This is a genomic window from Hyphomonas sp. UBA3195 (assembly GCF_002366485.1).
Classification (GTDB): domain Bacteria; phylum Pseudomonadota; class Alphaproteobacteria; order Caulobacterales; family Hyphomonadaceae; genus Hyphomonas.
Genome location: NZ_DEXB01000046.1, coordinates 116,251 through 129,675, shown reverse-complemented (window position 1 = coordinate 129,675; position 13,425 = coordinate 116,251). Strand labels below are relative to the sequence as shown.

Below are 13,425 nucleotides of genomic sequence, written 5' to 3'. Positions count from 1 at the left end.
CCCGACGACACCTTCCCGGCCAATGCCGTCGTCTCAACACGGAAGTCCGTAGACGAAGCAGCGGTATTTCGGGGGTTTAACTAGAATCTAATACCAAATAGTCCGCCTCGCTCGTTATCTGATAAACGAGTGGAGTTGATGTAGGGAGCGGGGTCAAAAATGGCTTCTTGGCTAGCCCGTTCTTCTGCACGAATCTTCTCTAAATCATCTGAATTCATGGCAACGATGTATTGGATACCGTACTGTTCGCATTTTTCGCTAGCCACTTGGAGGGCGAGGCCAATTTGCCGTCCGTCAACTCCATCAAATATATGGCTATCGTGCACTAGGAAACCCGGAAACTTTCCATTTTCTTTCGTGATTATTGCAAGCATCAAGTCGAAGCAAAAGATTTGCATGTGGCTTTTACCGCCACTTTTCTTTCCCCGGATGTTTGTGCCTATTTCTAAGCCAGCTACTCCTCGACTTTTTGAAATAGATAGTTCTCCGGGTTCATCGTACAGTTGACGAGAGATTTCGGCGAATAAGCGTGTTGCCTGGGTTCTAGCATCTGAACGTTCGAGTACGTCTAGTTCAATCAAGTCGATTAAGTCTTTGATTTCATCTCTCAGTATAGAGCGCTCTTCATTGACATCTCTGATGCGAGGGATTTGGACCGCAAGCTCAGCCTGTTCTTGTTCTAGGCGTGTTAGTTCACTTTGAAGAGCTGCGTAACGTTCAATTGCAATTCCAGATTTCAATATCTGGAGGTGCCCCTTCAACTCAGATTGAAGTTCAGATATTTTCGATTTTCGATTAGCAAGTCGCCGTTTGGCTTGCTTCTGCTCAGAAAGCAAATGTGACTTCCTATTTTTTGCTATAGCTTGATGGAATAATTGTACTTGCTCAAACCTATGATAAACTTGCTCGGGGAAGAATACTCCAACCTCATTGTACAGAGTTTCTATGTCGCCTCTTTCAGAAGAGCCTACTTCTTCTAAAGAGCCTTCAATGTCTTCGATGAGGTCGAGATCGGCCAAATTCTGCTCGTTGAATTCGCGAATGCATCTTGTTAATTCATTCGCGGTTCTCTCATGTCCTCTATAGTCGTCGATAACTTCTGCGTTCCGGACCGCTTCCTGTTGAAGAGAGATTTCGTTCTCTAGGATATCGAATCGCGCTTGCATTCTTTGTGGGTCAAGACCAAACTTATCGAGTAGTCCGCTTTTGAGCATTTTGTATAATTCGTCTGCGGAGCTTCGTTCGTCCTTCTTTTCTTGCAGGCGCTTTGGTAGGCGCCAGTCAAACCCAAGCAAGTAGGATAAGCTGACTTGACTGTCCCATCCTTTTTGCTTTGCGGCATTGAGCGTGGGCGAAGAGAATCCGCCGTTCCGTTCTTTTCTCACATAATACGAAAGCAATGCGCCAAAGCTAGGGCTGTACTTCTCGTCCGATATTTCGCTACCGAGCTGAAACCATAAGACTGATAGCCGCTGTCGTAGAGATGTCTTCTCGGTAGTCTCCCCATTAACGCTGACGTGTTCCCGGTCTTCGGAAATCCACTTTTCAATCCGCAGTTCTTCGGTCGCGCTTTGTCTGAAACTTATTGAGAAAGACTCTTCTCGCAGTTCAGGTTTGTAAAAATCGGAACCAGATTGCTTTCGATCCGCAAGCAAATAGTGAATGAGCTCGATAAGGCTCGTTTTGCCCGTGCCGTTTCTTGTGTCCTTTACACTTGATGTCTCGTGACGCTCAGCGACTATGATGTTCAACCCTTTGGTGAACTCAAAAGACTTGAAACTCTCAAGTGAACTCGAAATCTGGGAAATCATTTGTTCTTAATCCTAAGCAGACCGCCTTTGAATTGGATTGCGTCGAGTGTGTACAAGAAGTCCAATGCCAGTAAAAACCAGTCGAAGTGAATCCTAGCAAGACCGCTTTCCTGTCGCGTATTTTGGACCTCGTAAAACACGACTGAAGCAGACTTCGGTTCCTCGAGAGCAGAAATTATGTCTGCCCCTACACCAATTAGAGCATTACTTGCGTCGATGTGTTTGCTTGGAAGTATCATGATGAGCTGATAGGTGCATTTTCGAAGATATCGCAGGCATCAAAGTAGTAGGCGAGGACAACATACGCTGCTTGGCGGACTATGGGCGATTGATCATCTCCAATCCAAGAAAGAAGTTTCCCAATAATCTCGTCCGGTTCGTATCCAATGAATTTCAGTTCTTCGTACTTCGACTTCATCTTAGTTTGAAGCTGAGAAGCACCTGTGGGAGTGTTAAGGGATGAAATGTACCTATCGACAATTCCGACTCGAGTAAAAGCAGCTTTAATCTCCACTTTTGCAGGCAAAGATAGCTGATTGAACTCCAATTTTTTCTCGTCCGGAATTTCTCCTATGAACGTTGGGTCGATTGGAGTTTTTACGTTGTCTATTAGTTTTCTCAGTAAGGGACGAATGTGTTCCATCTCGACGTTGCGGTATTTCATCGCGAACGACTGAGGATATAAGTCGATCAGCTGTTGACCGTTCAGTTTGTCATGTAGGTTGTTCTTGAGGTAATTTCTCGAACCCTCAGATATTTTGATATGTGGGTATTCAGATCGCAATGCCTCTAACTTGTCACTGAGGCGGGGCGGAATTCCGCCGTTGTTGTTGTGAACAAAAACCCATTCTTTGAGGTTCGGCCAAAATTGTGTCACTTCAGGGAATGAGTTTGCAACCTTGGCGGCCGCATTCGTGGTGAATGTACTGGGCGATTCAGGCGCGTAACACTGAAATACCGTCTCTGCCGATATTAAACGTCCATCGCATTTCTTATCTCCCTGTGGTCCACCTGGTTTGATTTTCTCAAAATCGGAGCCCCAGACCAATTCCGCCATATCGCAGAACCATTCTTCAAAATCGGTTTGCTTGTGGGTGCTAAAGGCTGAATCGAAATCGGAGCAAAAGTCTTCGTTATTCATGAATCACTTACCAGATGTGTGACTTTTGGTTGCCGCAAAGCAGCATGGAGCGCAACCCTTGCGAGATTCTAAATAGCTTCCCAATCCGTCTGATAACTCCCGCCCATAGACTCTCCGGCATGAACGGGATGGCGGCATTCATTGAACAGGGGCTCAAGGCCGCGCAGGGCGCGGTGCTGGATGTGCGGGCGCAGGCCGGGCTGCATCTGGAGCCGGAATCGGTGTCGCGGCGCGTGCGCGCCAGGGTGCGCGGGCGGCTGAAGGCCATTGAAACGATTGTCCGGCGGCTGATCATCCTGATGGCGGCGGCGCTGGACCTGCCACCTCTTTCGCAAGCCAGCCCCGGCCAGTCCGGCGCGGCGGCCTCCACTCCGCGCCCGGCGCTTGCCGACACGGTAGAGGATGTTACGGACACTTTTGGGACCAGTTATGGACCAGTCCATCGCCTCAACCTGACCGGGCGGCGGACGGCCGGTCTCATGGATTGGCAGGACGCCTTCGCGGGGAAGGGGGCCGCCCAGACGCTTGTCGCCGGGCCGGTCCCCGCCGCGCCGCTGATCGCGCGCATCATCGCGCTGCAACGCCTGCTGAAAGATCCGGCGCCGGCCGCCAGACGGCTCGCCCGCCATCTGGCCCAGATGAAGGCAAGGCGCGAGCCGCGCCCCGTCTGCCCGCCCAGCGCCGGCAATTTCCGCCTCGGCGCAGAGCTGGGCACAGTGGCCAGCGCCCTGCCGGGCCTTGTCAGCCGCGCCGTCGCGGACTGGCCGGACACGTCCTGAGTTGTCGTGAAATTTGAACCCGTTTGCCGGGGCGCGGATTCGCGTCGCCGGACGCAGGCGCATCCTTCGACGCCGCCCATCCTTCGACTTCGCTCAGGATGAGCTTTTCTCGGGTGGCGGGTTTCCGGACTCATTCCGCCTCACTTGCTGACTCATCCTGAGCGAAGTCGAAGGATGAAGCCACCGGGAGCAGAAGCCCGGCGCTTGCGCTTCGGGCCTTCTCGGGGACATCGCATTGCGATGTCTGACCCCTCGAAGCCTGAGCGAAGTCGAAGGATGACCGATCAGGAAACCAGGGAACCTACTTGCCCTCAAAGAAGGAATAGACCGCATCTTCCGGATGGCTCGCGCCAATCGGCGTGCGCGGGCCAAAGCGCTCGGCCTCTGTGCCCGGCGGCAGCGGCATTTCCTCGGTCCAGTCGAACACGACGAGCCGGTTGAGCACGCGCCACTCGCCATCGCGCTTCACGAACCAGTCGAGATAGCGCCCTTTCATGTCCCATTGCTGCATCCGGCGGTCGGCGCCGGGCTGGCGCTGGAAGGCAGAGAAATAGCTCTCCACCGCCGCGCCGCCCTCGCGGAATTCGATCAGGATATTGTGGATCTGGTGAATGCCCCGCTCGATATAGGGAAGCGTCTTCATCGCCCAGTCGACAAAGCCCGACGCGCTGCCCTGGTAAGGCCCGTGATGATCGGTGCCATCCGGCCAATAGGCCGAACGCAGCATTTCCTCATCCGCCCGGTCGATGCCGCGCGCATAGCGAAACAGGCAATCCCGGATCGCTTCGCGCGCCCACAATTCCTCGACTTTCTGTTCCAGCGTCAATTCGGCCATGGCGGCGCTCCCTGTTTGATTGCCTGCTAGGTACAGGGCCTTTCCGGAATGTAAAACAGGTCAGAGCGGCCTGAAATGGGGCGGTGCCAAATATGCACTGGGCGGGCAAGAGGATCACCACGCCTTCGCCAGCGTGTATTTGGGCGAAACGTGCTTCACCGGACAAGCCCTTGTTACAGCTGTGAAATTTGAAGATTTCGCCCGGATGAACGGGCAGGTCTCCATGCAAGTGAAAGTGACTGTAATTCGCATAAGGAGCAGTTCGCCGCCGACTTTTCCGGGCCGTCTTGTCCGCCCCGCCTGCTTGCGTCAGGACAAGGCAAAAATGACGGAGGTCTCCCATGCTGAAACTGAACCTGCTGGCTGCGAGCGCTTGTGTCTTCGTGACCGAAAGCCTCGCAGAAACACGGGTCATCGGCGAGGCGGCCATTTCCAGCGGGCTCCATGATCGCGGCGAACAGATCGGCCCGCTGACGCTGGAAACAGAACTCCTGCTGGAGACAACCGGCGCGCATGGCACACTTTATGGCGGACTCTATCGCCTGACTCCCATCGGCGCAGACCAGGCGGCCTTCGCGGACGAGACCGACTATGTCATCGGCTACCAGTTCGACACCCAGGGCGGCAGCATGGACCTGACGGCAAGCTGGCTGACCTATCCGGGAACAGAGGATCAAGAAAGCCTGGAGCTTGCCGCAAGCTTTACGTCCGACTTGCCCTGCAGCCCGGCGCTCGCCGTGTTTCACGATGCCACGCTGGGCGATTTCGGCGCCGAAGTCTCCGCCGGCCCCTCCTGGAAATCTGGTGCATGGGATGCCTACGTCCTTGCCCGCGCAGGCTTTGTCGATGCCGGGGACGAGTCCGGCGACCGATCCCATGCAAGCCTCGAACTGGGCGCGGCAAGGCCACTTGGCCAGCAGGCCGAAATCGGCCTCTACGCGCGCTACGACATATCCGACGCGGACAGTTTTGCCCGCGAGATAAATCAGGGCGTGGTGACCGAGTTTGCCAGTTCAGGCCTCGCCGTCGGTGCCGTGATCGGCGTGGTGATCCCCTAGATCACCGCCCTTCACGGCGCCAGGCGAGCAGCAGCAGGCCAATCAGCAGCGCCGCCGCAATCACCCCCGGCAGCAGAGGCTGGCTGCTAGACGACCGCACGGCATAAGCGCCGCGCTCGCGCAGGCCGAGCCAGTTGCCGCCCGCCGAATTTCCCCGCGCGCTGGTGCGCCGAATGTCCGGCAAATTCGTGCCGCTGGCATTCAGGCGGAAGACGCCGCCACTGGTCGCATCTGCCAAAGGCTGCAAAACTTCGTTCGTGGACTGAAGGTCTGCATATTCCTTCGGATTGGCCGGCCCATTCAGGGCGACCGCTTCCAGCCCGCCCGCTTCGGCGCGGTAGAGGCCGAGCTGGTCAATCGGCGCCTCAGCCACGAACCGGCCCGGCCCGCCCTGGCGCCATTGCGGCTCGAGGAAGCTGCCTTCCGGCGTCTCGACCACCAGCGGCGGTGCGCTATCCAGCAGCGTACGCAGTTCCACGCGCGCTGTATCGCCTTCGGCCACAAGATTCAGCTTGCGCTCTTCCAGTTCCGGCTCCTTCATCATCCAGTGGACAACGCGGCGCATCAATTCGGCAAACGGTCCGCCCCCATCATGCCCACGCGCCCATAGCCAGATCTGATCGGTCATCAACATGCCGACGCGGCCATCGCCCACGCGGTCCACGATCAGCAAGGGTTTGCCGCGCGGCCCGCTCATCAGCACATCTCCGGCTTGGGCTTCGGCATCGATATAGCGCATCCAGCCGCCCCATTCGCGGCTGGCCAGCGGCATGGTCACGGCGTGGCGCTGGCCCGGCTCGGTCAGCTCCGGCGTGTACTCCCCGGTATAGATATCGCCCGTAGGGGAGGCAGGCAGCACTGAAGCCAGCGGCGAGCGCGCAAGGCTGCCCGGCCCGGCAAACGGCTCGCCCGCTGCAATGAACAGCGCGCCGCCTTCGGTCACATAGCGGGACATATTGGCGAGGTAAGACTGGGTGATCACACCCCGGCGCTCATACTGATCAAAGATGATCAGGTCGAATTCTTCCAGCTTCTCCTCGAACAATTCCTCGGTCGGGAAGGCGATCAGGGCGAGCTCTTCGGTTGGCGTATAGTCCAGCTTGTAGGGGGGGCGCAGAATGGTGAAGTGGACAAGGTCCACGGATGGGTCGGATTTGAGCAGGTCGCGCCAGACCCGGCCCGCCTGGTTCGGCTTGCCGGTGACGAGCAGCACGCGCAGCCGGTCGCGGACTCCAGAAAGGGTCGCCGCCGTGCGATTGTTGGCCAGTGTCAGTTCCTCGCGTCCCTCTGGCGTCTCGACCACGATGACATTTTCGCCGCGTCGCTCAATCTCGATCGGTACACTCGTATTCTCGCCGGGCGTCACATTCAACCGGCGCGGGGTGCCGCCATTGACAGACAGTTCAATCTCCACCTGCCGACCGTCTGGCAGGTCGGGATCATCCACCCGCACGACTAATTCAGCCATTTCGCCCACGATGCCAAAGTCCGGGGCATCGACAATCGACACGCGCCGATCACCCCGGTTGGGGTCGCCTACGATCAGCCCATGCAAAGGGCCGATATGGCGTTCGTCAGAGTCCGGTTCCGGCAAATCATGAACCTGTCCGTCAGTGATCAGGATGGCGCCTGCAATCCGGTCGCGGGGGACATCAGCCATCAGGCCTTCCAGCGCGCCATAGAGATTGGTGCCATCCGCACCCGGATCGCTCTCCAGGATGCGCACTTCCAGGGATGGGTCGGCTTCCAGTTCAGCATTCAGCGCGGCGAAAGCCGCTGAGGCCGCGGCTTCGCGTTCGCCAAACTCCATGCTTTCGGACCGGTCGAGAATGATCGCCGCCACCGAGGGCAGGGGCTCACGCTCTTCCTGTACGAGTGAGGGGTTCGATAATGCCGCAGCCAGCAAAGTCAGCGCCAGCCCTCGCGTTAGCCACGCTTTGCCGCGCAGAAACGCATAAGTGAGCCATGCCAGCGCAGCAAGCGCCACGACTGCCCACAGGATCGGCCAGCCAAGAAAGGGCTCAAAGCCGAGGCGCGTTGCGTCAATCATTGCGGCCCTCCATCGGGAATGCGGGTCGGAAGGCGGACCGGGCTTTCATCCGGTGCTTCATCCGCGTCGCCATTGCCGAGACGTTCCAGCAGGGCCGGGATGTGCACCTGGTCGTCCTTATAGTTTCCAGTCAGCACATACATGACCAAATTCACGCCGAAGCGTCTCGCCATTTCACGCTGTTGCGCTCCGCCGTCCACGGAATAGAGGTCGCGGCCCTGTTCATCCACGGCCCAGGCCGAAGCCCAGTCGGCATCGCCGATAATGAGGCGTGAAACGCCGTCGCCGCGCGGTGCACTGGCATCGCCCGCCTGCTCGATCCAGAGATTGCGCTGCGCATAGCGCCCCGGAAAGTCGTCCAGCAAATAGAAGGTTCGCGTCAGAACATGGTTTTCGCCCACCGTCTGCAAGGGCGGTGCATCAAGCCCTTCCAGCAAGGTCTCCAGGCGAGTCACATCGGTCTGCGTTCCAATCGTTCCGCCTGCGCGCGTATCAATCACCAGCGCCCCACCAGAGCGCAGGTATGTATTGAGGTGGGCAATCGCTGTGTCCGACAGCGGCGGCATGGAGTCGGGTATGTTGAGATAGATCAGCGGGTACAGCTCAAGCGCGTCGGTCTCCAGATCGACACTATGGGGATCAGCCGGTTCGACGGACGTACGCAGGCGCAGGATATTGGACAGACCGAACAGGCCGGCGCGCGTACGCGCATTGAGTGAACGGTCAGGTGTTTCCACATAGGCCAGGCGCATCTCCAGCGCCGCGTCGATCTCCTTCTGGGTCGCGTTTCCGTTGGACGGCAGTCGGATCGTCTGCGGATTATTGTCCACCCGGCGATAGGTGCCGTCCGGCAACAATTCATACTGGAAGGGTTGGGCCGCCGCATCTGGTGTCGGCACCGAGACCAGCGCGCCACCAGCCACCACACATGCCATCGCTGCGCCCTTGCCAAACCGGCGCAGCCGTCCGGCCACGAACAGGGCGATGAAAAGGTCCAGCGCCAGCAATACGGCAGCAAGGGTCAGCAACGGCCCTGCAAGGCGCAACGACCGGGCCTCGGCATCGCCCAGCAGACGAGCCGAAATTGGCCAGTTCGCGATCAGCTCCGGCCGCTTGCCGGCACCCGCATTCAGGGCGCGCGATCCGGCTGGCCCACGATAGAGCCCCGGTGGGTGAGCTTCAGACGGTTCGGTCGTTGCAAAATCGGTGGCCTTCAAGGGCGCGGCATTGGCCCCCGCGGCCGACAGGCGCCCATAGCCGTCCAGGGTCAGGAAAGGGGCGTAAGCCCCCTCCGCATCGCCGACGGATTCGCCACGTCCGGCTGCAATCGACCGGCGCAGCATCTGCGAGAACGTGCCGGAATAGGCAAGGTCGGCCCAGTCCGGCCCGGCGGTTGTGTGGAACAGAATCAGCGTGCCATCGCCGCGCATGTCGGCGGTCACCAGCGGAGAACCATCTGCCAGTCGCGCCCACGTCTTCGATGCGAGTTCCGGCCCCGGCCGCGCGAGCACTTGCTGCTTGATGCGCACGTCACCGGGAATGGGCAGGCCTGCAAAGGGGGAGGTCTCCGGGAACGCCGCCATGGCTTGCGGCTCATCCCAGGCCAGCGCTCCGCCGAGCGCGCGAGAAGACCGGCGCAGCGCAACCGGCAGCAGGTCATCGCCCTGCGCGGCGAGGCGCGGACCGGCAAACCGGATCAGCGCGCCGCCTTCCTCGACCCAGGCATGCAGCAATTCGGCATCCTGCGGCAGGATCTGCCCGATATCACTCAGGATGATTGCATCCGGGGACGCGGCCACAAGGTTCTCGATACTGCCTTCGGATATCGTCGCGAACGGTTCCAGCGCCTTGCGGATATAGTGCATGTCCGACAGCAGCGGCTGGGCCGTGCTGCCCGCATCGACGAGGCCGACACGGCGCGACCGATCTGCCGAATCCCATAGCCAGACCGTACCTGCGCCTTGCTGGCCTGTGACGCTGAACCTGGCAACGCGGGCGAGTGCTGCGGCAGGGATGGTAAACTCGGCGGCCGCTTCGATCTGCCCATCGGCAAATTCCAGGGGCGCAGTCGCCAGGGCTGAACCATCAATCGTCATGGCAGATACATATCCCGTTGCGATGCCGCGCGTGGAAGCGCGGCGGGCGGTCACGCTGACAGAATCTGTTTGCGACCGAATGCCGGAAATCACGATCGGGCCAGTCGGCGCTGCGGCATAGACGGTCAGCGGCGCGAGACTTGACAGCTCCGCGGCAAAGGCCTGGCCGTCCTTGCCCTGCAAGCCGTCGCTTGCCCAGAAGATGCGGTCAGGCTTGAAACCTGAGTCATTCAACCGCCGCAACGCATCGGAACGGTCAGGGGCCCAGGCCTGCGGCCGCAGCGAGGTCAGGCGCTTGCCCATGTCGGCGCGGGAAACACGCTCGGCCGGGTCGGGATTGAATTGTTGCGGCGCGGTCAGCAGCAGATGGACCGGCGCGTCGCGATTGCCCGTGTCCAGTGTGGCGGTCGCGGCATTGACGAGGTCCGGCCAGCGCGGGGCGGACGGCCAGCCATTGTCGACCACAATCAGCAGGCTGCCGGTGCCTTCCACGGTCTCGGTCTGCGCGCCCGGTGCATAGACGGGTTGGGACAGGCCGAGGATCGCGGCGGCAATCGCCAGCGTACGGATCAGCCAGACCCACCAGGGCGTGCGCGCGGGCGTCTCTTCCTGCGGCTCGATCCCGTCGAGCAATTGTAGCGACGGCAATTCCGCATGACGTGGGGCAGGGGGCGTTGCCCGCAGGATCCACCAGATGATTGGCAGCGTGGCCAAAGCGGCAAGCGCCCACGGCGCGCCGAGCAGGAATGGGCCGAGCGAGGTCATGCCTTGGCCCCGAACGTCTCGACCTGCGCCTTCAGCCGGGCGGCGCCTTCAAGGCTCGACTGGCCGACTGTATGCGTCACCAGCCGCCAGCCCATTTGCGTGGCCAGTCTGCGCAATCCGTCCCGCTGTTCGGCAAAGCGGCGGAGGTAAGCCTCACGCATTGTCTCAGCCCGGCCAAGGATGCGGTCGCCCTCCCCGCCGGGGCGGCTGAGCTTTGTCCGCCCTTCGAAGGGAAAGCGCTCCTCGATGGGCGCCGATATCGCCAGCAGCACGCCTTCCGGGCATTTCGCGGCAAGCGGCGCAAGGCGGGCCTGCCACTCGGCGAGCGGCGCGTAAAAGTCAGACGCCAGAATAATCGTTGCAGCAGATTTCGGCGGCGAGGGAAACTGGCCATGTGTGCCGCGCTCAAGGTCTTCGGCGAGCCGCGCCACGGCCTTTTTGCCAAAGCTGGCCGTCCGGCCCGCGCCCAGCATGCCGATCCGTTCGCCATCCTTCGACATCATGATGCCGATGGCCAGCATCAGGAGTTGGGCTTCTTCGGCCTTGGTGCGCAAGTCGCCCTCGCCCTTCCAGCGGAAACCCGGTGCATCATCACTCCAGAACAGCACCGTGCGCGCGGTTTCCAGTTCTGTTTCGCGTACGAACAATTCCGTGCCCTTGGCGGAGCGGCGCCAGTCGACCCGGTCGGCGGCGTCTTCCTGCGCATAGCGGCGATACTGCCAGAAATGCTCGCCCGTGCCCGCACGGCGACGGCCTGCCGAGCCGATATGCGCGGCTTCGCTCGCTTCGGCCTTGAAGTTCAGACCGGGCAATTGGCGGGCAAGGCTTTCAGCCTCAGAACGTAGATCGGCGGCGGGAGTCACAGCGGCAACTCGCAGGTTGCAGCATAGAATGCGTTAGCTACTGAATCGCTTCCAATTTGATCCATTTTATCGAACAGGGTCTGCACAAAATCCTTTGTTGAGAAGGATCCATTTGATTGGGCTTCCATCTCTTTCAGTGCATCGATGTAGCTCTCAATCTCGGCTTCGAGCCCAGGAAGACTTCGATTTCTGAGTTCACCATCCTCATCCAATCCCTCCTGAACGATCAATCGGTAGGTCACAATGGTGTTCAACTTGGCGACGGCACAGTCTTGAGCCCCCTGCGTTGTCAGGGGGGGTACCGCGCCTGAGCACGCGACCGCGGAAACGAGAATTGAACCAAAGCCCAATAGCCTACGCACTGATCACGAAACCTTCCGCGCAAGGTCATTGATCAGATCTGTCAGGCTCGGTGCCTCGCCGGTCGGGTCGTAGCGCATCGCCATCCGGTGGCCGAGGCAGGGTTCTGCGAGCGCTTCGACATCCTCGATGCTCGGCGCAAGACGGCCCCTCAAGAGCGCGCGGCTCCGTGCAGCCAGCATCAGCGCCTGACCGGCGCGTGGGGACGGGCCCCAGTCGACCAGCCGCCTCACGCGCTCGTCGCTTGTCTGTTCCGGCCGGGCATCTCGCACCAGGCCGAGGATCGCCGAGACGATCTTCTCGCCCACCGGCATCCGACGCACGAGCCCTTGCAGCGCGATCAGCCGGTCGGCGTCCAGCGCCGGGCGCACCACGTCATCGTCGCCGGTCGTCGTCTCGATCAGGATGCGGCGCTCGGTGTCGAGGTCGGGATAGTTCACGTCGACCTTCAGCAGGAAGCGATCCAGCTGGGCTTCGGGCAGGGGGTAGGTGCCTTCCTGCTCGATCGGGTTCTGCGTCGCCAGAACATGGAAGGGCGCGGGCAGGTCATGGCGCACACCGGCCACGGTGACATGGCGCTCCTGCATCGACTGGAGCAGGGCAGACTGGGTACGAGGGCTGGCGCGGTTGATCTCGTCCGCCATCAGCAGCTGGGTGAAGATCGGCCCTTTGAGGAAGCGGAAGGTGCGCTGCCCGCTCGGGCTTTCGTCCAGCACTTCAGAGCCGATAATGTCTGAGGGCATCAGATCCGGCGTGAACTGGATGCGCTGGTTGGCGAGACCAAGCGCGGTGCCCATCGCCTCGACGAGGCGTGTCTTGGCCAAGCCGGGCGCGCCGATCAGCAGGGCATGGCCCCCGGCCAGTACGGCGGCGAGCGCCAACTCGACCACGCGGTCCTGTCCGAATACCGCCTTCGCAATTTCGGCTTTCACCTGCGCCAGCGTTTCGGCGGCGGATTCGGCTTCTGCGATGATTGCATCACTTACCTGGTCAGTATCGGCCATCAAAAGGGCGCCTCCGGGTTTTCGATCTGAATAAACAAACCTATGTCTAAGGCCGGATCATGGCGGAGCAAAACGTGAATTCCAGTGCCACAACCACAATCAGTCTCGAAGAGACGCTTAAAGCGATCCTTCCCGATGGCAAGGTAGATGGCAAACTGCCGCCGGTTCATCTGTGGAATCCTGAGCGCTCAGCTGACATCAACATGGAAATCCGCGCGGATGGCAGTTGGTGGCATGAAGGCGACCCAATTAATCGCGAGCGACTGGTGAAGCTGTTCTCGCGCATCCTGCGCAAGGATGAGGACGGTTCGGTCTGGCTCGTCACGCCCTACGAAAAAGTGATCGTGCATGTGGCCGATGCGCCTTTCATTGCTGTGCGCGTCGAGCGGGCGGGCGAGGCCGGACCGCAACAGTCACTGGCCTTTGTCACAAATCTGGGCGATGTGACGCTGGCAGGGCCGGACGCGCCGCTGCGCGTCGAGACCGATCCCGAGACCGGAGAGCCTTCCCCCTATGTATTGGTGCGCGGACAGCTCGAAGCCAAACTTGCCCGGCCGGTCTTCTACGAACTGGCCAATATGGCAGAACCTGCACCCGACGGATCAGATATGCTGGGCGTGTGGAGCCAGGGTGTCTTCTTTCCTCTCGGACCGGCGGCCTGAT

The 13,425-nt window shown here is 59.9% G+C and carries 12 protein-coding genes and 1 pseudogene; 4 read left to right on the top strand and 9 right to left on the bottom strand.

All coding sequences use genetic code 11. The features are described from left to right. Nucleotides 1-84: pseudogene (locus B2344_RS15970) on the top strand (nitroreductase); the annotation flags it as partial. On the opposite strand, the gene B2344_RS14485 reads toward B2344_RS15970, so the two are convergent. Genes B2344_RS14485 through B2344_RS14480 form a run of 3 tightly spaced genes read right to left on the bottom strand, consistent with a single transcriptional unit; the run spans nucleotide 81 to nucleotide 2,952 of the window. Continuing rightward, nucleotides 81-1,811 (bottom strand): DUF2326 domain-containing protein, encoded by a 1,731-nt coding sequence (locus tag B2344_RS14485; RefSeq protein ID WP_290485467.1) that lies wholly within the window; start codon nucleotides 1,809-1,811, stop codon nucleotides 81-83. The pseudogene B2344_RS15970 and the gene B2344_RS14485 overlap by 4 nt on opposite strands. Beyond that, nucleotides 1,808-2,050, bottom strand: coding sequence for an ABC-three component system middle component 6 (locus B2344_RS16040; protein ID WP_414651741.1), 243 nt, complete (start codon nucleotides 2,048-2,050; stop codon nucleotides 1,808-1,810). Before B2344_RS16040 ends, B2344_RS14485 begins: the two co-directional genes overlap by 4 nt. Further along, nucleotides 2,047-2,952, bottom strand: a complete 906-nt coding sequence (locus B2344_RS14480; protein ID WP_290485466.1) for an ABC-three component system protein — start codon at nucleotides 2,950-2,952, stop codon at nucleotides 2,047-2,049. The genes B2344_RS16040 and B2344_RS14480 overlap by 4 nt, the downstream gene beginning before the upstream one ends. Before the next feature lie 128 nt (nucleotides 2,953-3,080). Here B2344_RS14480 and B2344_RS14475 point away from each other — a divergent pair, with 128 nt between their 5' ends. Next, the gene (locus B2344_RS14475) at nucleotides 3,081-3,731 is read left to right on the top strand and encodes a hypothetical protein (protein ID WP_290485465.1); all 651 of its coding nucleotides are present in this window, start codon (nucleotides 3,081-3,083) and stop codon (nucleotides 3,729-3,731) included. A gap of 301 nt (nucleotides 3,732-4,032) precedes the next feature. Here B2344_RS14475 and B2344_RS14470 read toward each other — a convergent pair whose 3' ends face one another. Continuing rightward, nucleotides 4,033-4,566: a nuclear transport factor 2 family protein gene (locus B2344_RS14470; RefSeq protein WP_290485464.1), complete on the bottom strand. Its 534-nt coding sequence runs from the start codon at nucleotides 4,564-4,566 to the stop codon at nucleotides 4,033-4,035. A 341-nt stretch (nucleotides 4,567-4,907) separates the two neighbouring features. On the opposite strand from B2344_RS14470, the gene B2344_RS14465 reads away from it, so the two are divergent. Further along, nucleotides 4,908-5,624: a hypothetical protein gene (locus B2344_RS14465; protein ID WP_290485463.1), complete on the top strand. Its 717-nt coding sequence runs from the start codon at nucleotides 4,908-4,910 to the stop codon at nucleotides 5,622-5,624. A gap of 1 nt (nucleotide 5,625) precedes the next feature. On the opposite strand, the gene B2344_RS14460 is transcribed toward B2344_RS14465, so the two are convergent. The 5 genes from B2344_RS14460 to B2344_RS14440 all read right to left on the bottom strand — a co-directional run bounded on the left by B2344_RS14460 (nucleotide 5,626) and on the right by B2344_RS14440 (nucleotide 12,762). Beyond that, nucleotides 5,626-7,674, bottom strand: a complete 2,049-nt coding sequence (locus B2344_RS14460) for a hypothetical protein (protein ID WP_290485462.1) — start codon at nucleotides 7,672-7,674, stop codon at nucleotides 5,626-5,628. Beyond that, nucleotides 7,671-10,535, bottom strand: coding sequence for a DUF4159 domain-containing protein (locus B2344_RS14455; RefSeq protein ID WP_290485461.1), 2,865 nt, complete (start codon nucleotides 10,533-10,535; stop codon nucleotides 7,671-7,673). Before B2344_RS14455 ends, B2344_RS14460 begins: the two co-directional genes overlap by 4 nt. Then, entirely contained in the window at nucleotides 10,532-11,398 is an 867-nt protein-coding gene (locus B2344_RS14450; protein WP_290485460.1) for a DUF58 domain-containing protein, read from the bottom strand. Before B2344_RS14450 ends, B2344_RS14455 begins: the two co-directional genes overlap by 4 nt. After that, nucleotides 11,395-11,640 carry a hypothetical protein gene (locus B2344_RS14445; RefSeq protein WP_290481381.1) on the bottom strand — a complete coding sequence of 82 codons (246 nt, stop codon included), beginning with the start codon at nucleotides 11,638-11,640 and terminating at the stop codon, nucleotides 11,395-11,397. The genes B2344_RS14450 and B2344_RS14445 overlap by 4 nt, the downstream gene beginning before the upstream one ends. 123 nt (nucleotides 11,641-11,763) lie before the next feature. Then, a complete protein-coding gene (locus tag B2344_RS14440) occupies nucleotides 11,764-12,762 on the bottom strand; it encodes an AAA family ATPase (RefSeq protein ID WP_290483129.1) in 999 nt (332 codons plus the stop codon). 59 nt (nucleotides 12,763-12,821) lie between these two features. Here B2344_RS14440 and B2344_RS14435 point away from each other — a divergent pair, with 59 nt between their 5' ends. Further along, entirely contained in the window at nucleotides 12,822-13,424 is a 603-nt protein-coding gene (locus B2344_RS14435; RefSeq protein WP_290485459.1) for a DUF1285 domain-containing protein, read from the top strand. The last annotated feature ends 1 nt before the right edge of the window (nucleotide 13,425 follow it).